General features: G+C 51.8%; 23 protein-coding genes and 1 pseudogene. 13 read left to right on the forward strand and 11 right to left on the reverse strand.

The window, feature by feature from the left end:
* The 3 genes from GFC06_RS19410 (at position 1) to tusE (ending at position 2,119) form a co-directional block, all read left to right on the forward strand.
* Positions 1-1,158, forward strand: a complete 1,158-nt coding sequence (locus GFC06_RS19410) for a CfaE/CblD family pilus tip adhesin (protein ID WP_153690547.1) — start codon at positions 1-3, stop codon at positions 1,156-1,158.
* Between the two features lie 10 nt (positions 1,159-1,168).
* On the forward strand, positions 1,169-1,720 hold the full coding sequence (locus tag GFC06_RS19415; RefSeq protein WP_103773457.1) for a LuxR C-terminal-related transcriptional regulator: 552 nt from the start codon (positions 1,169-1,171) through the stop codon (positions 1,718-1,720).
* Between the two features lie 69 nt (positions 1,721-1,789).
* Positions 1,790-2,119, forward strand: coding sequence for a sulfurtransferase TusE (gene tusE, locus GFC06_RS19420; protein WP_016152493.1), 330 nt, complete (start codon positions 1,790-1,792; stop codon positions 2,117-2,119).
* Here tusE and yccX read toward each other — a convergent pair.
* Both yccX and GFC06_RS23460 read right to left on the reverse strand, forming a co-directional pair.
* Positions 2,116-2,397, reverse strand: a complete 282-nt coding sequence (yccX, locus tag GFC06_RS19425) for an acylphosphatase (RefSeq protein WP_016152492.1) — start codon at positions 2,395-2,397, stop codon at positions 2,116-2,118. The genes tusE and yccX overlap by 4 nt on opposite strands.
* A gap of 34 nt (positions 2,398-2,431) precedes the next feature.
* A pseudogene (locus GFC06_RS23460) lies at positions 2,432-2,578 on the reverse strand (AraC family transcriptional regulator); the annotation flags it as partial.
* Positions 2,579-2,691: 113 nt separating this feature from the next.
* On the opposite strand from GFC06_RS23460, the gene rlmI reads away from it, so the two are divergent.
* Positions 2,692-3,903, forward strand: a complete 1,212-nt coding sequence (rlmI, locus tag GFC06_RS19430; protein WP_049283229.1) for a 23S rRNA (cytosine(1962)-C(5))-methyltransferase RlmI — start codon at positions 2,692-2,694, stop codon at positions 3,901-3,903.
* Positions 3,904-3,960: 57 nt separating this feature from the next.
* Positions 3,961-4,278 (forward strand): heat shock protein HspQ, encoded by a 318-nt coding sequence (gene hspQ, locus GFC06_RS19435; RefSeq protein ID WP_016152490.1) that lies wholly within the window; start codon positions 3,961-3,963, stop codon positions 4,276-4,278.
* Positions 4,279-4,345: 67 nt separating this feature from the next.
* On the opposite strand, the gene GFC06_RS19440 is transcribed toward hspQ, so the two are convergent.
* Positions 4,346-4,759: a CoA-binding protein gene (locus GFC06_RS19440; protein ID WP_016152489.1), complete on the reverse strand. Its 414-nt coding sequence runs from the start codon at positions 4,757-4,759 to the stop codon at positions 4,346-4,348.
* Positions 4,760-4,930: 171 nt separating this feature from the next.
* Between GFC06_RS19440 and csgI the strand changes: the two genes are divergently transcribed.
* Positions 4,931-5,593 carry a curli synthesis inhibitor gene (gene csgI / locus GFC06_RS19445; protein ID WP_016152488.1) on the forward strand — a complete coding sequence of 221 codons (663 nt, stop codon included), beginning with the start codon at positions 4,931-4,933 and terminating at the stop codon, positions 5,591-5,593.
* A gap of 93 nt (positions 5,594-5,686) precedes the next feature.
* On the forward strand, positions 5,687-6,145 hold the full coding sequence (mgsA, locus tag GFC06_RS19450; RefSeq protein WP_016152487.1) for a methylglyoxal synthase: 459 nt from the start codon (positions 5,687-5,689) through the stop codon (positions 6,143-6,145).
* A 32-nt stretch (positions 6,146-6,177) separates the two neighbouring features.
* Here mgsA and helD read toward each other — a convergent pair whose 3' ends face one another.
* Positions 6,178-8,232 carry a DNA helicase IV gene (gene helD, locus GFC06_RS19455; RefSeq protein ID WP_153690548.1) on the reverse strand — a complete coding sequence of 685 codons (2,055 nt, stop codon included), beginning with the start codon at positions 8,230-8,232 and terminating at the stop codon, positions 6,178-6,180.
* Between the two features lie 125 nt (positions 8,233-8,357).
* On the opposite strand from helD, the gene GFC06_RS19460 reads away from it, so the two are divergent.
* On the forward strand, positions 8,358-8,804 hold the full coding sequence (locus GFC06_RS19460; protein WP_016152485.1) for a YccF domain-containing protein: 447 nt from the start codon (positions 8,358-8,360) through the stop codon (positions 8,802-8,804).
* 18 nt (positions 8,805-8,822) lie between these two features.
* On the forward strand, positions 8,823-10,976 hold the full coding sequence (gene yccS / locus GFC06_RS19465; RefSeq protein WP_016152484.1) for a YccS family putative transporter: 2,154 nt from the start codon (positions 8,823-8,825) through the stop codon (positions 10,974-10,976).
* Here yccS and GFC06_RS19470 read toward each other — a convergent pair.
* A complete protein-coding gene (locus tag GFC06_RS19470) occupies positions 10,954-11,568 on the reverse strand; it encodes a TfoX/Sxy family DNA transformation protein (protein ID WP_047501141.1) in 615 nt (204 codons plus the stop codon). The two genes, yccS and GFC06_RS19470, sit on opposite strands and share 23 nt — an antisense overlap.
* Positions 11,569-11,784: 216 nt before the next feature.
* Here GFC06_RS19470 and sulA point away from each other — a divergent pair, with 216 nt between their 5' ends.
* Both sulA and ompA read left to right on the forward strand, forming a co-directional pair.
* Positions 11,785-12,294, forward strand: coding sequence for an SOS-induced cell division inhibitor SulA (gene sulA / locus GFC06_RS19475; RefSeq protein WP_032931135.1), 510 nt, complete (start codon positions 11,785-11,787; stop codon positions 12,292-12,294).
* 357 nt (positions 12,295-12,651) lie between these two features.
* The gene (ompA, locus tag GFC06_RS19480) at positions 12,652-13,710 is read left to right on the forward strand and encodes a porin OmpA (protein ID WP_153690549.1); all 1,059 of its coding nucleotides are present in this window, start codon (positions 12,652-12,654) and stop codon (positions 13,708-13,710) included.
* A gap of 97 nt (positions 13,711-13,807) precedes the next feature.
* Here the strand turns inward: ompA and matP are convergent, their stop codons facing one another.
* Positions 13,808-14,260, reverse strand: a complete 453-nt coding sequence (matP, locus tag GFC06_RS19485; RefSeq protein WP_016152480.1) for a macrodomain Ter protein MatP — start codon at positions 14,258-14,260, stop codon at positions 13,808-13,810.
* A gap of 185 nt (positions 14,261-14,445) precedes the next feature.
* Between matP and GFC06_RS19490 the strand changes: the two genes are divergently transcribed.
* The gene (locus tag GFC06_RS19490) at positions 14,446-16,206 is read left to right on the forward strand and encodes an AAA family ATPase (protein ID WP_080858512.1); all 1,761 of its coding nucleotides are present in this window, start codon (positions 14,446-14,448) and stop codon (positions 16,204-16,206) included.
* 68 nt (positions 16,207-16,274) lie between these two features.
* Positions 16,275-16,793 (forward strand): bifunctional 3-hydroxydecanoyl-ACP dehydratase/trans-2-decenoyl-ACP isomerase, encoded by a 519-nt coding sequence (gene fabA / locus GFC06_RS19495; protein WP_003035875.1) that lies wholly within the window; start codon positions 16,275-16,277, stop codon positions 16,791-16,793.
* Positions 16,794-16,900: 107 nt separating this feature from the next.
* On the opposite strand, the gene rmf is transcribed toward fabA, so the two are convergent.
* From rmf to GFC06_RS19520, 5 genes are all read right to left on the reverse strand, one after another.
* On the reverse strand, positions 16,901-17,068 hold the full coding sequence (gene rmf / locus GFC06_RS19500) for a ribosome modulation factor (RefSeq protein ID WP_003035871.1): 168 nt from the start codon (positions 17,066-17,068) through the stop codon (positions 16,901-16,903).
* Positions 17,069-17,326: 258 nt separating this feature from the next.
* A complete protein-coding gene (gene pqiC / locus GFC06_RS19505) occupies positions 17,327-17,890 on the reverse strand; it encodes a membrane integrity-associated transporter subunit PqiC (protein ID WP_016152478.1) in 564 nt (187 codons plus the stop codon).
* On the reverse strand, positions 17,887-19,527 hold the full coding sequence (gene pqiB, locus GFC06_RS19510; protein WP_003836843.1) for an intermembrane transport protein PqiB: 1,641 nt from the start codon (positions 19,525-19,527) through the stop codon (positions 17,887-17,889). The genes pqiC and pqiB overlap by 4 nt, the downstream gene beginning before the upstream one ends.
* Positions 19,528-19,531: 4 nt before the next feature.
* Positions 19,532-20,779 (reverse strand): membrane integrity-associated transporter subunit PqiA, encoded by a 1,248-nt coding sequence (pqiA, locus tag GFC06_RS19515; RefSeq protein WP_047501146.1) that lies wholly within the window; start codon positions 20,777-20,779, stop codon positions 19,532-19,534.
* Positions 20,780-20,794: 15 nt separating this feature from the next.
* On the reverse strand, positions 20,795-22,702 hold the full coding sequence (locus GFC06_RS19520) for an ABC transporter ATP-binding protein (protein WP_016152476.1): 1,908 nt from the start codon (positions 22,700-22,702) through the stop codon (positions 20,795-20,797).
* Between the last annotated feature and the right edge of the window lie 2 nt (positions 22,703-22,704).

Consider the following 22,704-nt stretch of genomic DNA (forward strand, 5'->3'; position numbering starts at 1 on the left):
GTGAACAAGCACTTAATTATTTTACTTTTTTTAAGCCTGTGGGCGGGCCAGACCCAGGCAGCGGCCCCTGCCGGAAGAAACACCAGCGTCGATATCAGCTTCGATCGCATGGCCCCCCCCGCGCGCTTTGATATCTGGGTTCATGAACCGAGCGGCTATGATGTCGCCGATCCGCAAAAGTGGGGACGCAATACTCTGACGTGTCTGTCCCGTACCGACTCCGCAGTTGGCGCCTGCATGACCGCCCCGGCCTGGTTCACGGCGAACCCGGGGACACCTTATGCCATCAATTTACGTTTTACGCATGCCCTTACCAGCAAAACGGTGGATCTTAAGGTCTATGGCGACCACTACATGTTTTTCAATAATAAAGTCTTTACCTATCCCAGTTTTATCACGGGAGGGACAGAGATTGTTGCAAACTGGACCAGAGAACCCTACTTCGATTTCTATATCGTGAAAAGCGAACTGGAAAAGCTCGCTCTGCCGGGTATCTGGACCGCAACGCTGAGGCAGAACCTGCGTCAATGGGATAGTGGCAACTGCGGCGGGAACTTCGCTGACCCCAATACCGGATGTCCAGGCTATCGCGCCATTGCTAGCTGGCAGGCCACGATGCGCATTGAGGTTGTCGATCCGGGTAATCAGCAGATTTATCTGCCGGCATTTCCGCACTCAACGCCTATCGTTAACCTCAACCTGACCAACTTCCCGGGGCGGCCGGGTGGCAGTGAAATCCAGGGCGAAAACACGCTGGATATGTGCCTGTACGACGGCAAAAACAGTACCAGCACCCGCACTTATCTTCGGTTTGAGGACGACGGACTCCCCTCAACGGACCGTGCGGAAGAGGCATTTTCAATCCGGCGGCGTGGCGGAAGTCAGACCGATGCGCGGGATCGTCTCGACTATCAGGTTTTCGTCACTAATCCCGTCACGGGCGCAACCGAAACCGTCGCCAACGGTAAAACCCTGGTATGGCAAGGCACCAACGATCCGCAGCATCTGCGTCAGGTCGTCCTGCCCGGCGGACGTGAGAGCGTACTGTGCGTACCTGCCCCTATTGTTTTGAAAACCCCTGCGTTTGCAGCCAGCAGTAAAAACGCCGGGGATTACACCGGCACGCTACGCATCATCTACACACCCAGTACGTTATAAAGAGGCCGCCGTGAATTACGTCATTCTTGATAATAATCGTTTTTATGCCGAAGGGTTGCGCTACGCCCTTCTGCGCCGTAACGCTCACACTCAAGTTGAGAGCGGCGCGTTACAGTGGCGCCCTTCGCTGTTGGCCTGCGACACCCTCGTTGTGCGTTGCCGCTTTTCCGTCGCGAGGACGCATCTGGCGCTGGTCGACATTCTGCTTCAACTGGAGGCCAGGCGCTGGGCGGGAACGGTTTATCTGGTGTGCAATGAAAAAGGTTGGGCACTGGCCACGCATTTACGAAAGCGTTTTGCCACGCTGACCTTACATATCATTGATGACAGAATTGCCGTCGTGGATGCGGCGTATCTGCTTGCTAAAGAGCCCCGCCGGGTACGCAGTCTGAATTGCTGCCTGACTGGCATGGAGTTCAATGTTCTCGACAGGCTGGTTAACGGTCAATCGGTAAAACATGTTGCGCATATGACGCAGATTAGCGAAAAACAGGTTTCGACGTATAAATGCAACGCGCTGAAGAAGCTTAATGCCAACAATCTGCTACAGCTTCTTCTGTAGGTCGAGGTTTCTCACGCCGCCCCTTATTTGCTAAACTAAGGGCGGTTTTTACTTTATCGACAGAGCACTATGTTCATTTTTGCAGGCCATGAAATTGAGACCGATAGCGAAGGCTATCTGAAAGACACCACGCAATGGAGCGAGCCGCTGGCGGAGAAAATCGCCGAAAACGAAGGTATCGTTCTCTCCCCCGAACACTGGGAAGTGGTGCGTTTCGTTCGCGAGTTTTATCTGGAGTTTAATACCTCCCCCGCAATCCGCATGCTGGTAAAAGCGATGGCCAACAAGTTTGGCGAAGAAAAAGGCAACAGCCGTTATCTCTATCGCCTGTTTCCGAAAGGCCCAGCTAAGCAGGCAACTAAAATTGCCGGCCTGCCGAAACCGGTGAAATGTATTTAATAGCGGATACTAAATCCCTTTAGCTCGTCGCCAGGGCGGTGCGGTTCGCTGAGAACCCGATCAACCCTGGCGCTGCGCGGTCCCCCGGCTTTCAACCACTTCATCAGTTGTTCCACCCGCTCGCTTTCACCACAGGCGACAACTTCTACGCTGCCGTCATCCATATTCTTCGCATAGCCGGTCAACCCCAGCCGTTGCGCTTCATGCTGGGTGGTGTAGCGAAATCCTACCCCCTGAACCCGGCCATAGACCCAGGCGATGATGCAGACTTTCGACATTGCGGTTCTCCTTATCAACATAAATGAAAGAACAGGTACCGATGGACAGATGACCGGCAATCTCCTGATCTGTCCATAGATTAGCAGGGGATAACAGAATAAGTTGTCGCACCTGTTCAGTGAGATTAAACCGTCGCTCGATAAGCAGAGGTCCCGCCATACCATCATGCAGTAGCGCCAGACGCTGATGATTGACCTCATCATCTGTGCTACTCTACGCGCCATTTTATTTTAATGGTTTCAGGTTGGTACTTTCATCCAACCCGCGTCACTGTTTGTGAGAGGTTGCTCCGCATGACTGAATCTACAATTCCACATTATCCTCGTTTAGTGTTAGCCAAGGGGCGCGAAAAATCATTACTTCGCCGCCATCCATGGGTATTTTCCGGTGCTGTCGCACGTATGGAAGGTAAAGCCAACCTCGGTGAAACCGTTGATATTGTTGACCACCAGGGGAAATGGATAGCGCGCGGTGCGTTCTCTCCGGCGTCGCAGATCCGTGCGCGCGTCTGGACCTTCGATAAGTCTGAATCCATCGACATTGATTTCTTTACCCGTCGTCTGCAGAAGGCGCTGACATGGCGTGACTGGCTGGCGAAAAAGGACGGTCTGGACAGCTACCGTCTGATCGCCGGAGAATCCGACGGCCTGCCGGGTGTCACTATTGACCGCTTCGGCAACTTCCTGGTATTGCAGTTGCTCAGCGCGGGGGCTGAATACCAACGCGCCGCGCTGATTAGTGCTCTGCAAATTGTTTTCCCGGACTGCGCTATTTATGACCGTAGCGATGTGGCCGTGCGTAAAAAAGAAGGTATGGCGCTGACCCAAGGGCCCGTCACGGGCGAACTGCCGCCTGCTCTGCTGCCTATCGAAGAACACGGGATGAAGCTGCTGGTTGATATTCAGCACGGTCACAAAACCGGCTATTACCTCGATCAACGCGATAGCCGCCTGGCAACGCGTCGTTATGTGGAAAACCAGCGTGTCCTGAACTGTTTCTCCTATACCGGCGGCTTTGCGGTCTCCGCATTAATGGGCGGATGCCGTCAGGTGGTCAGCGTCGACACCTCTCAGGAAGCACTCGATATTGCCCGCCAGAACGTGGAACTGAACAAGCTGGATCTGAGTAAAGCCGAGTTCGTGCGAGATGATGTGTTCAAACTGCTGCGCGCCTATCGCGATCGCGGTGAGAAATTTGATGTCATCGTGATGGATCCGCCGAAATTTGTCGAAAACAAAAGCCAGTTGATGGGCGCATGCCGCGGTTATAAGGACATCAATATGCTGGCTATTCAGTTGCTGAACCCCGGCGGCGTACTGCTGACATTTTCCTGCTCCGGGCTGATGACGACCGATTTATTTCAGAAAATCATCGCTGATGCCGCAATAGATGCTGGTCGTGATGTACAATTTATAGAGCAGTTCCGTCAGGCCGCCGATCATCCGGTGATCGCTACCTACCCGGAAGGGCTGTATCTGAAAGGGTTTGCCTGTCGCATCATGTAACTTGAAAAGTGGAATATTACCCTTACATAGAGGGTATCTATTTCCCGGGAGGTGACTATGATTGCCAGCAAATTCGGTATCGGCCAGCAGGTCCGCCATTCCCTGTTAGGTTACCTCGGAGTGGTCGTGGATATCGACCCGGAATATTCGCTTGATGAGCCGTCAGCCGATGAGTTGGCGGTTAACAGCGAACTTCGCGCCGCTCCCTGGTATCACGTGGTGATGGAAGACGATAATGGTCTGCCAGTGCATACGTATCTGGCCGAAGCGCAACTGAGTAGCGAGCTACAGGAAGAACATCCGGAGCAACCGTCAATGGATGAACTGGCGCGCACAATCCGTAAACAGCTTCAGGCTCCACGCCTGCGTAATTGATAATAACACAGGCCCGATGGCGCTTCGCTTATCGGGCCTGTGCGTTTCATCCGGCGACAGTCAAACTTTACTTCGCCAGTCCCAGTCGCGGGATCTCAATCGCCGGGCAACGATCCATCACCACCGTCAGCCCCGCATCACGCGCCAGCACGGCCGCCTGCTCGTTAATTACGCCAAGCTGCATCCATAGCGTCTTCGCGCCAATGGCGATAGCCTCCTGAGCGACGCCCCACGCCGCTTCAGAATTACGAAAGACATCGACCATATCCACTTTCTCTGGCACATCCGCCAGCGTTGCATAGCCCTGCTGCCCCAGCAGCATTTTTCCGGCAACCTTCGGTGAAACGGGAATAACGTGATAGCCCTGGTCGAGTAAATACTTCATCACGCGATAGCTTGGGCGATCGGGTTTATCGCTTGCGCCAACCAGTGCAATCGTGCGGGTAGATGTCAAAATGCCAGCAATATCGGTCTCTTTCATCGTTTTCCTCCAGGCTGTTTAACAAAGTGTACGACAAACCTGCCCCCGCAACCATTCATCCCATACTGGCGTATGAGAGCTAAACTCAAAAATATGTCTATATGTTAGTAAACGTGATTATCGAAAAATTTAGATACATGTTTGCAGCTATTTTCTGGACAGGAGAAACCTATGAAAGCCGGCATTGTGACAGCCTTAATTGCCCTGTGTTTGCCGGTAACCGTTTTTGCTACCTCATTACGCCTGTCTAATGATATTGACCTTTTGGTGCTGGACGGAAAAAAAGTTTCCAGCTCATTACTGCGTGGCGCCGACAGTATCGAGCTGGAAAATGGTCGCCACCAGCTCGTATTTCGCGTAGAAAAAACCATTCGCTTGTCCAGCCACGAAGAACGTCTGTATATTTCGCCTCCGCTGGTCATCAGCTTTGATACCCAACTCGTCAGCCAGGTTAATTTTCACCTCCCGCGTCTGAACAATGAGCGGGACACAGCGCATTTTGATGACGCTCCACGCGTGGAATTGCTGGATGGGGACTCCATGCCTATCCCCGTCAAGCTGGATATTCTGTCAATCACATCCACAGCGAAAATCGTGAATTATGAAATGGAAACTGAACGCTATAACAAAGCGGCTAAACATGCGTCATTACCGCAGTTTGCTACGATGATGGCTGATGACAGCTCGCTGCTTTCCGGGGTATCTGAACTGGATCGCGTGCCGCCTCAGTCGCAAACGCTGACCGAACAGCGCTTAAAATATTGGTACCAGCAGGCCGACGCACAAACGCGAAGTAACTTTTTGCAATGGGCTCAGAAACAGCCTCCTTCATGACATTTATGTTCGCATACGCATTTTTTTTGTCTTTCTCTTGCAGCGTCAAGAGCTTCCAGTACTCTGTAACCAGGTTAACTTGGGAGCTGTACTATGGAATTAACAACTCGCACATTGCCAGCGCGTAAACATATTGCGCTGGTTGCACACGATCACTGTAAAAAGATGTTGATGAGCTGGGTGGAACGCCACCAGCCGTTGCTGGAAAAGCACGTTCTGTACGCCACAGGAACAACGGGAAACTTAATCCAACGCGCGACGGGAATGGACGTCAACGCCATGCTGAGCGGTCCGATGGGGGGTGACCAGCAGGTGGGCGCGCTGATTTCAGAAGGGAAAATTGATGTGCTGATTTTCTTCTGGGACCCGCTGAACGCCGTACCTCACGATCCTGATGTCAAAGCCCTGCTGCGTCTGGCGACGGTATGGAACATTCCGGTTGCCACCAACGTGTCGACCGCCGATTTTATTATCCAGTCGCCAAACTTCAACGATGCAACGGACATCTTGATCCCAGATTACGCCCGCTATCTGGCAGAGCGCCTCAAATAAACGCCGGGCAGGCGGCAATTGCCGCCTGCTATTCAGGGTTTTCTTGCTACCGTAACATCCAGTTGTTTAAGCTCATCAACAAAGCACGACGGTGTTTCTTTATTAAACAGCAGCCATACCCGATGCCGTGCCCGCGTTAGCGCCACATACAGCAAGCGTCTCTCTTCAGCATCCGGGAAATCCTCCACCGCCGGAAGCAACGCCTCTTCCATAATCGACTCGCGGGCCGGGGCGGGAAAACCGTCATTCCCATCATGAAGCCCCACAACAATAACGTAATCTGCCTGCTGTCCCTTACTGGCATGGATAGTCATGAAATCCAGCTGTAGCTTAGGCCAACGGGTGGCTGCTTTCTCCAGACTGGCAGGTTTCAGATGATGGTATCGCGCCAGCACCAGAATTCTCTCTTCTGCCTTCACAAATCCCGACAGCTTATCCAGTAGCAGATCCAGCTGGCTTTCATCGAGCAACGTGACGGCTTTTTTATCGCCTGCCATCAGACTGTTGAGCGGTTTCGTAAGCTGATGAGGGTTTTGCTGGATAAACTGGTTTGCGACTTCACCAATGCGGCTATTAAAACGGTAAGTCGTATCCAGATTACAACGGTCGCCCTCGCCGAAGTTTTGCTGGAATGCGGTGGTCAACGAAAGCTGTGCTCCGCTAAACCGGTAAATTGCCTGCCAGTCATCCCCTACGGCGAACAGTGTAGTCTGTGAGTTTTGCTTGCGCAGTGCGGCTAACAGGGCGGCTCGCTGAGGAGAAATGTCCTGAAATTCGTCGACCAGAATGTGTTTCCACGGACTGATAAACCGGCCTTTTTCCAGAATGACAATGGCCTGATGAATCAACCCGGAAAAATCGACGGCATTCTCATCCTTCAGGGCGCCCTTCCAGGCCTTGAGCAGGGGAGACATCAGCTTAATGCGTTTACTGAAAAGATCGCGAATCTCCTCCGGAGCATTGGCGATCATCTCCGCCTGCGCTCCGCCATGCATACGCATCAGGCTAACCCAACGATCCAGCCGGGAAGCCAGCCGGCGCTGTAATTTTTCGTCATCCCAGAAGTTACCTTCGGGTACAGACCACTGCATCTCTTCTTCTAACCATTGCCGCCAGCCTTTGGCCTGTGCCTTTTTCTCACTGCACTGCTGACGCCAGGTCGTGATAAAAAGTTTGCTGCGCGCGGCAACATCATTTTCCAGCTTGCTAACCGTCGGGACTTTTTTGCTCCCCTGCGAAATAATGTGCAACGCCAGTGAATGAAACGTCCTCGCGGTGACTTCTTCCGTATGCAGACGTTCACGGATGCGATCGTCCATCTCCTGGGCCGCTTTGCGTCCAAACGCCAGCAGCAGGATTTGTTCGGCCGCCGCTTCCCCTCGCGCAAGTAGCCAGCCCGCACGGGCGACCAATACGGATGTTTTGCCGCTTCCGGCCCCCGCAAGAACCAGTAATGATTGTTCCCCGTTCACCACCGCCCGCGCCTGGGCCGGATTCAGCGGCGAGGACTCAATTTGCTGGAAAAAATCGGCATGTTCTTCCAGCATGGCATCGGTATACGCCTGGTTGTGCTGTAAGCGACAAGCTTCAATGTCCTTCAACCATGCCTGACATTGACGTAACGCCTCACGGCAATTTTCAAATTCTTCCAGCCGGTTGATCGGGAGCGGCAATGCGGCAAAGGCGCGGCGGATCTGCTGCTGTAGTCCTGACGTCTGTTCGCGCGTCAGCCATTTATTCTCACTGGTGCGGGTGGCGATCGCCTCCAACTGCTGCTGTAAAACTCCCGCAGCGACGTCGCTCATTTCCTGACTCCACTGCTGCCAGAGCGAATTCAAATGGTGATGGAAGCGCTGGGTTTCAGCCCATTCAGTGCCGTGAAGACGAACCACCTTATCATCCGGGAGCACAAACTCCAGCTCACCCCATACCAGGCCGCGTTTACAATGAATAGCCAGTAACTGATTGAAGGGAATAAGATACTCGTGACGATCGCCGGAAACCTTAATCCCGGCATTGAGAATAACGGCCCGATCGTAAGGGTGTTGTGCCAGACGTTTTCCAAGAGAAGTTGCTTTCAGTTCCATAAGACTCAAGCGGATCCACACGAAGAGGTTTGCTTATCAGTGTAACCGCCAGAGAAAACGTGCTCCAGCCCAAAAAAACGTTACAATTGCCGAATTCACAGAAAACCAGAGTTAACCGAGGGTTTATGCGTACTGTTCTGAATATTTTAAATTTTGTGCTCGGGGGATTCGCCACCACCTTAGCCTGGTTACTGGCTACGCTGGTCAGTATTGTGCTGATTTTTACTCTCCCCCTGACCCGCTCATGCTGGGAAATTACCCGACTCTCGCTGTTTCCCTACGGTAACGAAGCGATTCATGTCGATGAGCTTAATCCAGCGGGCAAAAACGTCCTGTTGAATACCGGAGGCACCGTGCTCAATATTTTCTGGCTGATTTTCTTCGGCTGGTGGTTGTGCCTGATGCACATTGTCTCCGGTATTGCCCAGTGCATTACGATTATTGGTATCCCGGTTGGCATTGCGAATTTCAAAATCGCGGCGATTGCACTGTGGCCGGTGGGGCGCCGGGTTGTGTCAGTTGAAGTTGCTCGCGCAGCGCGTGAAGCCAACGCGCGTCGTCGCTTCGAATAATCAGGACCGATGGCCTTTATGTTAAGTCCTCTGCTCAAACGCTATACCTGGAACAGCACCTGGCTGTACTACGTGCGGATTTTTATCGCGCTTTGCGGCACAACAGCGCTGCCCTGGTGGCTGGGTGACGTTAAGCTGACCATCCCGCTCACGCTGGGTATGGTCGCAGCCGCGCTTACTGACCTGGACGATCGTCTTGCAGGTCGCCTGCGCAATTTGATCATCACGCTGGTGTGCTTTTTCATTGCCTCGGCCTCGGTCGAACTGCTCTTCCCATGGCCATGGCTGTTTGCCCTTGGGTTAACGCTCTCCACCAGCGGCTTTATACTGCTGGGGGGATTAGGGCAGCGCTATGCAACCATCGCCTTTGGCGCGTTGCTGATCGCCATTTACACGATGCTCGGCACCTCGCTTTACGATCAGTGGTATCAGCAGCCAATCCTGCTGCTCGCGGGCGCCATTTGGTACAACCTGTTAACCCTGACCGGACATCTTCTGTTCCCTATTCGCCCGTTGCAGGACAATCTGGCGCGTAGCTATGAACAGTTAGCGCACTATCTGGAACTGAAATCGCGTCTTTTTGATCCCGACATAGAAGATGAAAGCCAGGCGCCGTTGTATGATCTAGCTCTTGCGAATGGGCAACTGATGGCGACTCTAAACCAGACAAAGGTGTCACTGCTGACCCGCCTGCGCGGCGACCGCGGACAGCGAGGAACACGTCGCACGCTACATTACTATTTTGTGGCGCAGGATATTCACGAACGCGCAAGCTCCTCGCATATTCAATATCAAACGCTGCGCGACCATTTCCGCCACAGCGACGTGATGTTCCGCTTCCAGCGCCTGATGTCGATGCAGGGGCAAGCGTGTTCGCAACTGTCTCGCTGTATTTTATTACGCACGCCTTATCAGCACGATCCGCACTTTGAGCGCGTCTTCACCCATATTGATGCTGCACTTGAGCGCATGCGCGCGAGTGGTGAGCCTGCCGATCTGCTCAACACGTTAGGATTTTTGCTGTCAAACCTGCGGGCCATTGATGCCCAGTTGGCTACCATTGAGTCCGAACAGGCTCAGGTACTTTCGCGCAATGAGTCTGAAAATCAGCTTGCCGATGACAGCCCGCATGGGTTCAGTGATATCTGGTTGCGTCTGAGCCGTAATTTCACGCCTGAATCCGCCCTGTTTCGTCATGCTGTTCGCATGTCGCTGGTGCTATGCGTCGGCTATGCCATTATCCAGATAACCGGAATGAACCACGGGTACTGGATCCTGTTGACCAGTCTGTTTGTCTGCCAGCCAAACTACAACGCCACCCGACATCGTCTGGCACTAAGGATAATCGGCACATTAGTCGGGATCGCCATTGGGTTACCGATCCTGTGGTTTGTACCTTCTCTCGAAGGGCAATTGATCCTTCTGGTGATCACCGGCGTGTTATTTTTTGCCTTTCGTAACGTCCAGTACGCGCATGCCACCATGTTTATCACGCTGCTGGTGCTACTGTGCTTTAACCTGCTCGGTGAAGGTTTTGAAGTTGCACTTCCGCGCGTCATCGATACGTTGATCGGCTGTGCCATCGCCTGGGCTGCTGTCAGCTTTATCTGGCCAGACTGGCGTTTTCGGAATCTGCCGCGAGTGATTGAACGGGCCACTGACGCTAACTGTCGTTATCTTGATGCTATTCTCGAACAATATCATCAGGGGCGTGATAATCGTCTGGCATACCGTATCGCCCGCCGTGACGCGCACAATCGTGATGCGGAACTTGCTTCGGTGGTGTCGAACATGTCGAGTGAACCGGATGTCACGGCCCAAACACGCGAAACGGCGTTCCGCTTGCTGTGTCTTAACCATACGTTTACCAGCTATATTTCCGCCCTCGGCGCACATCGCGAGCAGTTAACCAATCCTGACGTCCTGGCATTGCTGGATGATGCCGTCTGCTATGTAGATGATGCGCTTCACCATCAACCTGCTGATGAGCAGCGCGTATACCAGGCACTGGAAGATCTGAAGCAGCGAATTCAGCATCTCGAGCCACGTCCGGACAGTAAAGAGCCGCTGGTCGTACAGCAAGTTGGGTTACTGATTGCCCTGCTCCCAGAGATTCGGCGATTACAGCAACAAATTGCTGTGCTGCCATCTAATACCCCGGTTCCGGCGTAAGAGAACTCACCCACTCCACCAGCTCCTGGCGACGCGTCGCCGGGAGCGCGGCTTCATGCACCCCGTCAACCGCCCCTTCAAGGGCATAGAGTATTTTTACCGTTAAGGCAGGGTTATTTTGCCGAAGTTTCAACCAGCACATCTGAGCTCCCAGCGATCGCAATGTCCCCTCATCCTTAATTCCTGCTTCATTTAGCAAGGTCTCGAGATGAAACGTCATATTCGGTAATTCCCGCAGGCGATGTTGTGCAAAGCGACTCTGTTTTTCCTTAACGGCTGCATCGAGTGAAAATTGTGATAGCGATACTAACTGCTGCTGGTTCTGCCACAGGGTATCGTTCACCTGGTAATAATTGAGTACAACCGGACGTCCGCGCTTGATAAATGTTAGCCAGACAGGAGAATTTTTTACACAGTACTGGGCGCTCTGCTCACAGGCGCGAAGATATAACTCACCGCTGGCAACCATGGCAAAGACCGTATCACCAACCGTCAGACTATAGCTGCCAAACAGTGAGCGGTAGTGAATTGTTCCCAGAGAAGCCAGATATTCTTGTGATTTATAGATTCTTGCATAAGACTTTTCTTTCATAAAAATCCTTTTAAATCATAACGTAAGCAAATAATTTGCAGTAGCAGATCCGTTAATGACGAAAATAGGCAACTTATGCGTATGGGGCAAGATGAATTTTATTTTTCCCGTGATGATGACTAAAAATTGCGAACCTGTTTCCGAAAATAAGGTTGATCTTTATTGATGGTGGGGTTACTGTATATCCATACAGTAACTCACAGGGCTGGATTGATTATGTACACTTCAGGTTATGCAAATCGTTCTTCGTCGTTCTCTTCCGCATCGAGCAGCATTGCGCGCGTTTCAGCAGAGAACGCTACCGCTGGGCTTATCAGTGAAGTGGTCTATCGCGAGGACCAGCCCATGATGACGCAGCTCCTGCTGCTTCCCCTGCTGCAACAGTTAGGGCAACAATCACGCTGGCAGCTGTGGCTGACGCCTCAGCAAAAATTAAGCCGTGAGTGGGTGCAGTCGGCCGGGCTTCCATTGACCAAAGTCATGCAAATCAGCCAGCTCTCCCCCTGCAATACGCTGGAATCGATGGTTCGTGCGCTGCGCACGGGTAACTACAGCGTCGTCATCGGCTGGTTGACAGAAGAATTAACCGAAGATGAACATGCCGAGCTGGTAAAAGCGGCAGATGAAGGTAATGCGATGGGATTTATCATGCGTCCTGTTCGCGCTCAGACACTTGCGGGGAGACAGCATTCCGGGCTAAAAATTCACTCGAATTTGTATCATTGAGTAAAATTAGGAATTATCCTGGAATTTTTTTTCATGTTTTAATTTGCCATTGAGCTGTAACGCGTTTTCCGGCTGAAGGCCTGTCTGAAGCGGTTTTCAGGAAATCCTCAGTACATTTATTCATCTATAAATGTTAAATAATGTGTACACAAGCCTTTTTTTTTCATATGCCTGACGGACTTCACACTTGTAAGTTTTCAACTACGTTGTAGACTTTACATCGCCAGGGGTGCTCGGCATAAGCCGCAGATATCGGTAGAGTAACTATTGAACTGGTCCCCGGGTGAAGGATTTAACCGTGTTATCTCTCTTCGGAGATATTCATGGCGAATTTTGGATGATAACGAGGCGCAAAAAATGAAAAAGACAGCTATCGCAATTGCAGTGGCACTGGCTGGTTTCGCTACCGTGGCGCAGGCCGCTCCGAAAGATAACACCTGGTACACTGGTGCTAAACTGGGCTGGTCTCAGTACCATGATATTGGTAACAACCAGATCAACAACGCTGGTCCTACCCACGAAAGCCAACTGGGTGCTGGTGCGTTCGGTGGTTATCAGGTTAACCCGTACGTTGGTTTCGAAATGGGTTACGACTGGTTAGGTCGTATGCCGTACAAAGGCGCCACCGATGCTACCCACAATAATGGCGCTTTCAAAGCTCAGGGCGTTCAGCTGACCGCTAAACTGGGTTACCCAATCACTGACGATCTGGACGTTTATACCCGTCTGGGTGGTATGGTTTGGCGTGCAGACGCTAAAAACAACCAAGGCTTCAAAGACCACGACACTGGTGTTTCCCCAGTATTCGCAGGTGGCGTAGAGTATGCAATTACTCCTGAAATCGCTACCCGTCTGGAATACCAGTGGACCAACAACATCGGTGACGCGAACACCGTTGGCGGTCGTCCGGATAACGGTCTGTTGAGCGTTGGTGTTTCCTACCGTTTCGGTCAGCAGGAAGAAGCAGCTCCAGTAGTTGTTGCTCCGGCTCCGGCTCCAGAAGTACAGACCAAACACTTCACTCTGAAGTCTGACGTTCTGTTCAACTTCAACAAAGCAACTCTGAAACCAGAAGGCCAGCAGGCTCTGGATCAGATGTACAGCCAGCTGAGCAACCTGGATCCGAAAGACGGTTCCGTAGTGGTTCTGGGCTTCACTGACCGCATCGGTTCTGACGCTTACAACCAGGGTCTGTCCGAGAAACGTGCTCAGTCCGTTGTTGATTACCTGATCTCTAAAGGTATTCCTTCTGACAAAATCTCTGCACGTGGCATGGGCGAATCCAACCCGGTTACTGGCAACACCTGTGACAACGTGAAAGCTCGCGCTGCACTGATCGACTGCCTGGCTCCGGATCGTCGTGTTGAGATCGAAGTTAAAGGTATCAAAGACGTTGTAACTCAGCCTCAGGCTTAAGTTATCGTCTTATAAAAAAACCCCGCTTTGCGGGGTTTTTTTTCACTTTTTATCAATCAAAGCACGCCTGTACACAACACATTTAGCCATTCTGTGGTTATTCTTTTCCCAGCAGCGCCTGTAAATCCTGCTTCAATGTCGACATTTTATTCGCGTACTTCTCTTTATGCTCTGCGTCTTCAATCAGTTGCACAATAGTTTCAGAAAGCGTTTTGCCGCGCCGCTGCGCAAGCCCCGCTAAGCGCTGCCAGACCATAAATTCCAGATCGATAGATTTCTTTCGCGTATGCTGATGCTCCGCGTTAAAGTGCCGCTTACGCCTCGCTCGTATGGTTTGTTTCATACGATTTAGCAGCGCAGAGTTCATGTGTTCTTCAATCCAGGTATTGACCCGAACCGGTTCATTTTCGAGGGTTAGCAACAAATCAACGGCTTCTTCGGCAGCGCTGGCCTCTACGTAACGGGTGATTAACTCCCCCTCACGATGCTTCTTCACCAGATACTTCCATTTCCAGCCGCTTTCAAGGTTTTCAAGTTGTTGATATTTCATTGCGATCTCAATGTTACCGTGTAACTCTTATCAGAATATCAGCTTTTTCGGCATCTGAAGAAAAGAATATCCAGCCTGTGAACTGTCGCGCGTCATCGCATTCGTTTCACAGCGCTTTCCACGTGTGCAGTGATGATGGTTACGGTATAATCTCGTTTTTTACAACAGACTAAAAAACATCAACTTTGACCATTACGAAACTTGCATGGCGTGATCTGGTTCCTGACACCGATAGTTATCAGGAAGTATTTGCACAGCCGCACGTCACTGACGACACCGATACCTTACTTAGTGATACTCAGCCACGTTTACAATTTGCGCTGGAGCAGCTTCTTCAGCACTGGACGACGTCTTCGTTCATGCTGGTAAAAGCGCCGGAGGAGCTTGAGTACATCAACCTTATTGCACAGGCCGCGCGGCCTCTGCACTCGGATGCCGGAAGTCTCACCGGAGGTCATTATGATATCTCCGGTCACACTATCCGCTATCGTGCAGCTGAGACAGCAGAAGACAATTTTGCGACATTAACCCAGGTAGTCTGCGCTGACTGGGTTGAAGCCGAACAACTGTTTGGCTGTCTGCGTCAGTTCAACGGCGAAATTACCCTACAGCCAGGCCTTGTGCATCAGGCCAACGGTGGTGTGCTGGTTATTTCGTTGCGCACGCTACTGGCCCAACCGCTGCTGTGGATGCGCCTGAAAGCCATTGTCAGCCACGAGCGTTTTGACTGGGTAGCTTTTGATGAGTCTCGCCCGCTGCCCGTCTCCGTTCCACCTATGCCGCTTAAACTCAAAGTGGTATTAGTCGGTGAACGTGAATCACTGGCAGACTTCCAGGACATGGAGCCGGAGCTGGCTGAGCAGGCTATTTATAGCGAGTTTGAAGATAATCTGCAGATAGTGGATGCCGAAACCATGACGCAATGGTGTCAGTGGGTAACACATACCGCTACGCGCAACAATTTGCCCTACCCGGCCCCTGATGCATGGCAAGTGCTGATCCGTGAAGCCGTTCGTTATACCGGCGAACAGGATACATTGCCGCTTAACCCGCTGTGGATCACCCGTCAGTTCAAAGAAGTGGCCCCGTTATGCGAGGGCGAAACCTGCAACGCTGAGCAGTTCAGCCTGATGCTAACCCAGCGTGAATGGCGGGAAGGTTTCCTCGCCGAACGAATGCAGGATGAGATCCTGCAGGAACAGATCCTGATCGAGACGGAAGGCGAGCGTATTGGCCAAATCAACGCCCTGTCGGTGATTGAATTTCCTGGCCACCCCCGCGCGTTTGGTGAGCCTTCTCGTATCAGCTGTGTGGTTCATATTGGCGACGGCGAATTTACGGATATTGAGCGCAAAGCCGAGCTTGGCGGAAATATTCATGCGAAGGGTATGATGATTATGCAGGCGTTCCTGATGTCGGAACTCCAGCTTGAACAGCAAATCCCCTTCTCTGCCTCGCTGACCTTTGAGCAATCCTATAGCGAAGTGGACGGCGACAGCGCGTCCATGGCAGAACTTTGCGCATTGATTAGCGCCCTCGCCGACGTTCCTGTTAATCAAAGCATCGCCATTACCGGTTCTGTCGATCAGTTTGGTCGGGCACAACCTGTTGGTGGTCTGAACGAGAAAATTGAAGGCTTCTTCGCCATCTGTCAGCAGCGTGAGCTGACAGGCACACAGGGCGTTATCATTCCTTCAGCGAATGTCAGACACCTGAGCCTGCAGCCTGCTCTGCTACAAGCCGTAGAAGAAGAAAAATTCACTATCTGGGCGGTGGACGACGTGACCGATGCGCTGCCACTGTTATTAAATCTGGTGTGGGATGGTGAAGGCCAGACAACGCTGATGCAAACTATCCAGGAGCGTATTGCTACGGCAACGCAGCAGGAAGGTCGTCACCGTTTTCCCTGGCCGCTACGTTGGCTGAACTGGATTATTCCGAACTGATCGGACTTGTTCAGCGTACACGTGTTAGCTATCCTGCGTGCTTCAATAAAATAAGGCTTACAGAGAACATGGTAGATAAACGCGAATCCTATACAAAAGAAGACCTTCTTGCCTCTGGTCGCGGTGAGCTGTTTGGCGCAAAAGGGCCACAACTGCCTGCACCAAGCATGCTGATGATGGACCGTGTCATCAAGATGACCGAAACCGGCGGCAACTTTGACAAAGGTTATGTTGAAGCTGAACTGGATATCAACCCGGACCTGTGGTTCTTCGGATGCCACTTTATCGGCGATCCGGTGATGCCGGGCTGCCTGGGTCTGGATGCCATGTGGCAGCTGGTTGGATTCTATCTCGGCTGGCTGGGCGGCGAAGGTAAAGGCCGCGCGCTGGGCGTAGGCGAAGTTAAATTCACCGGCCAGGTTCTGCCGACTGCGAAGAAAGTGACTTACCGCATTCACTTCAAACGCATCGTTAATCGTCGCCTGATCATGGGCCTGGCTGATGGTGAAGTGCTGGTTGATGGTCGTCTGATCTATACCGCAAACGATCTGAAAGTGGGTCTGTTCCAGGACACTTCCGCGTTCTAATCCCGGTCTGCGTAGCAGCCAGACATTAACGTTTATTCGTCTTGTCTGGTGGGCAAAAAGGCGAAACCTCCGCTCTGCGGAGGTTTCTTTTATCTAAAGAGACAGAATCAGGCCATTAAAACCCTATCCCCCATGGCTTCTCGCCAGCCTCCCAGCCAGTATGACCTCTGATTCAGCGTCTGATAGGGACACATTTCTTTTGATCGTCCGGCAATGCCGGCCTGATATCCACGTTGATGTGCCCGTTCCAGGCGATCTCGTTTTTGTCTCTTCATGCCTCGTTTCCCTCATCTTTTGGGTCTGGTGGAAAAGAAAACAGTGATTACTAAGTGTGCAATCACACTAAAACGAATACCCCTAAACATCAGGCTCGTCAATGCGCAAAATTCACGCCAGTGTCATATTTGTGAGCTACCCGCAAAATCATTTGTACAAAAATAGTCTGTCAGAACAGCTATCTCCACGGCTAAAAAAATAAAAAAAACCGCCCCGGGCAATGAACCAGGGCCGGCATAATTTACAATTATTTAAGCTTAAGGGATGCGTTTCAGCTCTTGAGCCATTGCCGTCGCTTCCTGGCTCCAGGCGTTGGCCAGAACCTTCACCATCTCATCGTAGCCGTCTTTAGTCTGTACAGCTTCGATGTGGAATGGACGCTTGATCAACTGCCCCTGGTGATTCAGCAGCCATTCACCGCTCACGATGACCTTACCATCGTACCGACCGTGGAAGCCGGTCACGGTGACGTTCAACGTGTCCTGAGTGCTTCCCAGCGGCTGCGAAGCGACAACCCAGCCAGGCAACTGCATACTGAGGTTCGTAACCAGGGTATTGCGCAATTGCTGATCTAAGGGGCTGGCCCAGAGATTATTATTCGCTATCACATATTGCACATCGCTGGTCTGGTAAACCACCCCATTACCCGCCAGATAGTCCGGGACCGCAATCTGTTCAACCCACAGCAGACGGTTACCCTGGTTAGCTGAGCTCTGTACGCCCCCTTGCGCGATAGGAAGCTGGTAATAGCTTTTATTTTCTCCGCTGGAGCTGCATGACGTCAGCCAGACCGCCATCATCGCCACTAGCCACTTTTTCATTGTTTCGCCCTCTTCGGCTCTGGATCTTTTTTGTCCTTCGCTTCAAATACCAGCGCATTGCTCTTATCGTTCAACGTTTTCAGTACCGGTTGAAGTTCTCGCAGCACCTGATCAAGACGCTGCATATCCGCCACCATCTTGTTGTAGGCGGCGGAACCCGGCTGGAAGCCCTGCATACTACGGTTCAGTTCACGCAGCGTATTCTGCATATCCGCCGGAAGATCCTGCATCGACTGACTGGACGTGATCTTATTCATGTTGTCCAGCGTGGTTTGCAGATGCTTCATCGTGCGCTGGCTTTCCGACAACGTATTGGTCGCCTGCTCAATCATCGGGTTCAACGGCAGATTGTTAATCTTATCCAGCGCTTCCATCAGTCGCTGCTGGATCTGCGCCAGACCACCGCTCACGGTCGGAATAATTTGATAACCATTAAATTCGCGCACACCGGTAATCGGCGGTTCTTTCGGGTAGAAGTCGAGATCGACATACAGAGCGCCAGTCACCAGGTTCCCGGTTTTCAGCGATGCCCGTAAGCCGCGTTTAAGCAATTCTGCCAGATGAGCGCCAACATCAGTATCTTCTCCCAGCTGTGCCTTCAGACGTTCTGGTTCGATACGTACCAGCACCGGAATGCGGTAATCATTGTTGAAGACCTGACGCATATTCGGTGAGAAGAAAGGTACTTTACTTACCGTACCCAAACGGATGCCACGGAATTCCAGTGGCGCGCCGGGCTGCAGGCCACGAATTGAATCTTTAAAGAACATCAGGTAATCAATATGATCGGTATACAGTGAATCCTGAATACTTTTTTGGTCGTCATAAAGATTAAACGCAGACTGTTGTGCGACCGGTTCGCCTTGTTCCAGCCCTTCTGGCACATCAAAACTTACGCCACCGCCAAACAGCGTGGAGAGAGATCCCATTTCCACGCGCATACCTGCCGAAGTAAGATCCACGGCGATCCCACTGTCCTTCCAGAAACGCACATTGCTGGTCACCAGACGATCGTTAGGCGCATTGATAAATAGCTGATAGCTAATCGTACGCTTTTGCGCATCAAATGTGCTGGTTTCAACCGAACCTACACGATAACCACGGAACAGTACTGGGTCGCCCGGGCTCAACTGACCAGCTTTTTTGCTGTCCAGAATCACACGGATCCCTTTCGCATCTGGCGGTGCCAGCGGCGGTGAATCCAGCAGTTGGTAATTTTCCAGCTTGCTGCCTTTATTGCCTGGCTGCAGTTCAATATAAGCCCCGGACAATAGCGTGCCGAGCCCACTGATACCTTCACGTCCAACCTGCGGCTTCACCACCCAAAAGACAGAATCTTTATGCAGCAGCTTTTCCATTCCGGAGTTAAGACGAGCTTTAATTTCCACATGGGTCAAATCATCAGTCAGGGTTGCGCTCTCGACGATGCCGACATCCACGCTGCGGCTCTTAATCGTCGTTTTGCCCCCTTCAATACCTTCAGCATTGGTGGTAATCAGCGTGACTTGTGGCCCCTGATGACTGTAATGATAAAACAGGACCCATGCGCCAATGAGGGCAGTGACTATAGGGAATATCCACACGGGCGACCAGTTTTTTACCTTTTGCACTTTGGCTTCCCCACTTTTAGATTCCATGCTGTCAGGACTCCTCATGATCTGGTTCACGGTCCCACGACAGACGGGGATCAAATGTCATCGCAGAAAACATTGTCATAATGACGACTAAAGCAAACATCAAAGCACCCATTGCAGGATAAATGTTCATTAACCCTCCCATGCGCACCAGCGCAGAGAGTACGGCAATTACAAAAACGTCGATCATTGACCAGCGACCGACAAATTCTACAACCTCGTAAATTAAATGCATTCGTTCACTGTCGCGTTTGCCGTGCCCTTTGGCATCCCAACACAGCCAGGCAATGGCGATCATTTTCAACGTCGGCACCATAATACTGGCGATAAAGATAATCGCAGCCACCGGGTAAGAGCCTTCGCTCCAGATTAAAACCACGCCCTCGAGTATCGTTGAAGGCAGCTTTGACCCGAGCAGATCGGTGATCATGATCGGCAGAATATTGGCAGGAAGATAAAGCATGATCGACGTAAACAGTAATGCCAATGTCCATTGCAGACTGTTTTTACGCCGCACATAACCTTTCGTCTGACAGCGTGGGCATACCAGCTCGTCTGCCGGAAGAATAGCGGTGCAGCAGGAACAGGAACGCAATCCTTGTCGGATGCCGGGCACACCAGGCTTTAATTCCTGCTTAATGGCTGGCATAGGGGCAATATCATCCCACAGCCAACGGCGATCCACACACTGGAAAGCCCGCAACTGGAGCATACAAAACATGCACCACGGGATGAAGCTGCTGCCCACGCCGATATCGCCGTAGGCCATCAGCTTAACAAAGCTCACCAGCACGCCCGCGAGGAAAATTTCTGCCATTCCCCAGCTTTTTAACTGAAACAAAATACGCGCCAGCCATGTTTTAAGCCGCTCAGGCATATGAACCCGATTCACCAACAGCAAAATGGTCAACAAGCAAAAAGCGGGAACCAACTGAACGAATAAGATAAAGAAGGTACCGAGGCTGGCGTAATCTTCCGAAAAGAGAACGCTGGGGATTTGCAGCAGCGTCACTTCGCTGCTCACCCCCGCAACATTCATATTCACAAAGGGAAAGAGGTTTGACAAAAGCAGCATAAATAATGCTGCTAACACATAGGCGGTAGGACGCTGCCGTGGCGCGTCCCACTCAACCGTTAACGTAGTGCCACATCGTGGACATGCCGCTTTCTGACCATGCTCAAGGCGAGGTAACGCCACCAGCATGTCACACTGCGAGCACAGAATATGCTTCGCGGCATGGTGATGTTCGCACATATGTGCTCCTTTAAATTATGCGCCGTTCTTCAAAGACTCAAGATACTCCCAGCGCTCAAAGGCTTGCTCAAGTTCTTGTTCAGCTTCGTTCAGATTAGCTAATACCTGTTGCGTTTGCTCATGCGGCTGACTGAAAAAAGCGGCGTCAGCTACCTGAGCTTGTAATGCTTCCAGTTTAGCTTCCAGTTCTTCAAGCAGCGCGGGGAGCAGCTCCAGTTCGCGCTGCAGTTTATAGCTTAGTTTGCTCGTGCTGCGTTTGACAATTTCTGCTTTAGGAGCAACGGTTTCCTCTGTTTTTTTCGCAACTGGCTGTTTAAACGCCACATACTGCGATTGCTGGCTGCGGGCATCATGATAACCGCCGACATAACGACCAATTTTACCGCCGCCTTCGAAGATCCAGCATTCGGTTACGGTATTATCCACAAACTGACGGTCGTGGCTCACCAGCAGCACGGTGCCCTGGTAGCTATCAATCAGCTCTTCAAGCAGTTCCAGCGTTTCGACGTCCAGATCGTTCGTTGGTTCATCGAGAATCAAAAGATTACTGGGTTTGAGAAAAAGACGCGCCAGCAGTAGGCGATTGCGTTCCCCACCAGAGAGCGCACGTACTGGCGTCATCGCCCGTTTCGGATGGAACAGGAAATCCTGGAGATAGCCCAGCACATGGCGAGGTTTACCGTTAACCAGCACCTCTTGCTTACCCTCAGCAAGGTTGTCCATCACGGTTTTATCCGGATCCAGTTCGGCGCGGTGCTGATCGAAATACGCCACTTCCAGCTTCGTGCCGACGTGAATGCGTCCGCTGTCAGCCTGAAGCTGACCTAACATCAGCTTCAGCAGCGTTGTTTTACCGCAGCCGTTAGGTCCAATTAGCGCAATCTTGTCGCTACGTTGCACCTGCGCGGAGAAATCTTTTACCAGTTGCTTTCCATCAACCTGGTAATCAACATTCTCCATTTCGAAGACAATCTTGCCAGAGCGGCTCGCCTCTTCGACCTGCATCTTCGCCGTGCCCATCACTTCGCGACGTTCGCCACGCTCGCGACGCATGGCTTTCAGCGCCCGCACGCGGCCTTCATTACGGGTACGACGCGCTTTGATGCCCTGACGGATCCACACTTCTTCCTGCGCCAGCTTGCGATCAAATTCCGCGTTTTGGAGATCTTCCACCCGCAGCGCTTCTTCTTTATCCAGCAGATACTGATCGTAGTTCCCCGGATAGGTCACCAGCTTGCCGCGGTCGAGATCGACAATACGCGTCGCCATATTGCGAATAAATGAACGGTCGTGGGAAATGAAAATAATTGTCCCATTGAAGGATTTCAGGAACCCTTCCAGCCAGTCGATAGTTTCAATATCCAGGTGGTTAGTTGGTTCATCCAGCAGCAGTACGCGCGGGTTGCTCACTAACGCGCGGCCCAGCGCCGCCTTACGCAGCCAGCCGCCCGAAAGCGAAGAAAGCGCGGCGTTAGGATCCAGTCCCAGTTGTGCCAGCACTTCATTAATGCGGCTTTCGAGCTGCCACAGATTATGGTGATCGAGCATTTCCTGAACCCGCGCCATTTCATTCAGGTTTCTGTCGCTGGGATCGGTCATCACCAGGCGCGAAATATCGTGATAACGCTTCAGATATTCAGCCTGTTCCTCAATACCTTCGGCAACGAAGTCATAGACGCTGCCCTCAACATTACGCGGCGGATCCTGCTGCAGACGCGCCACAACCAGGTCCTGCTCATAAATAATACGCCCGTCGTCAAGACCCTGTTCACGGTTGAGGATCTTCATCAGCGTCGACTTACCTGCGCCATTACGGCCAACCAGACAGACGCGTTCGTTATCTTCGATATGCAGTTCTGCATTATCAAGAAGCGGCGCATCGCTGAACGACAGCCATGCACCATGCATACTGATCAATGACATTT

It is taken from the genome of Citrobacter braakii (assembly GCF_009648935.1).
Classification (GTDB): Bacteria; Pseudomonadota; Gammaproteobacteria; order Enterobacterales; family Enterobacteriaceae; genus Citrobacter; species Citrobacter braakii.

Coding starts and splice junctions, on each gene's coding strand:
- tusE (WP_016152493.1), top strand. CDS start 1,790: ATGTTCATTTTTGCAGGCCATGAAATTGAGACCGATAGCGAAGGCTAT.
- yccX (WP_016152492.1), bottom strand. CDS start 2,397: ATGTCGAAAGTCTGCATCATCGCCTGGGTCTATGGCCGGGTTCAGGGG.
- rlmI (WP_049283229.1), top strand. CDS start 2,692: ATGACTGAATCTACAATTCCACATTATCCTCGTTTAGTGTTAGCCAAG.
- hspQ (WP_016152490.1), top strand. CDS start 3,961: ATGATTGCCAGCAAATTCGGTATCGGCCAGCAGGTCCGCCATTCCCTG.
- GFC06_RS19440 (WP_016152489.1), bottom strand. CDS start 4,759: ATGAAAGAGACCGATATTGCTGGCATTTTGACATCTACCCGCACGATT.
- csgI (WP_016152488.1), top strand. CDS start 4,931: ATGAAAGCCGGCATTGTGACAGCCTTAATTGCCCTGTGTTTGCCGGTA.
- mgsA (WP_016152487.1), top strand. CDS start 5,687: ATGGAATTAACAACTCGCACATTGCCAGCGCGTAAACATATTGCGCTG.
- helD (WP_153690548.1), bottom strand. CDS start 8,232: ATGGAACTGAAAGCAACTTCTCTTGGAAAACGTCTGGCACAACACCCT.
- GFC06_RS19460 (WP_016152485.1), top strand. CDS start 8,358: ATGCGTACTGTTCTGAATATTTTAAATTTTGTGCTCGGGGGATTCGCC.
- yccS (WP_016152484.1), top strand. CDS start 8,823: ATGTTAAGTCCTCTGCTCAAACGCTATACCTGGAACAGCACCTGGCTG.
- GFC06_RS19470 (WP_047501141.1), bottom strand. CDS start 11,568: ATGAAAGAAAAGTCTTATGCAAGAATCTATAAATCACAAGAATATCTG.
- sulA (WP_032931135.1), top strand. CDS start 11,785: ATGTACACTTCAGGTTATGCAAATCGTTCTTCGTCGTTCTCTTCCGCA.
- ompA (WP_153690549.1), top strand. CDS start 12,652: ATGAAAAAGACAGCTATCGCAATTGCAGTGGCACTGGCTGGTTTCGCT.
- matP (WP_016152480.1), bottom strand. CDS start 14,260: ATGAAATATCAACAACTTGAAAACCTTGAAAGCGGCTGGAAATGGAAG.
- fabA (WP_003035875.1), top strand. CDS start 16,275: ATGGTAGATAAACGCGAATCCTATACAAAAGAAGACCTTCTTGCCTCT.
- rmf (WP_003035871.1), bottom strand. CDS start 17,068: ATGAAGAGACAAAAACGAGATCGCCTGGAACGGGCACATCAACGTGGA.
- pqiC (WP_016152478.1), bottom strand. CDS start 17,890: ATGAAAAAGTGGCTAGTGGCGATGATGGCGGTCTGGCTGACGTCATGC.
- pqiB (WP_003836843.1), bottom strand. CDS start 19,527: ATGGAATCTAAAAGTGGGGAAGCCAAAGTGCAAAAGGTAAAAAACTGG.
- pqiA (WP_047501146.1), bottom strand. CDS start 20,779: ATGTGCGAACATCACCATGCCGCGAAGCATATTCTGTGCTCGCAGTGT.
- GFC06_RS19520 (WP_016152476.1), bottom strand. CDS start 22,702: ATGTCATTGATCAGTATGCATGGTGCATGGCTGTCGTTCAGCGATGCG.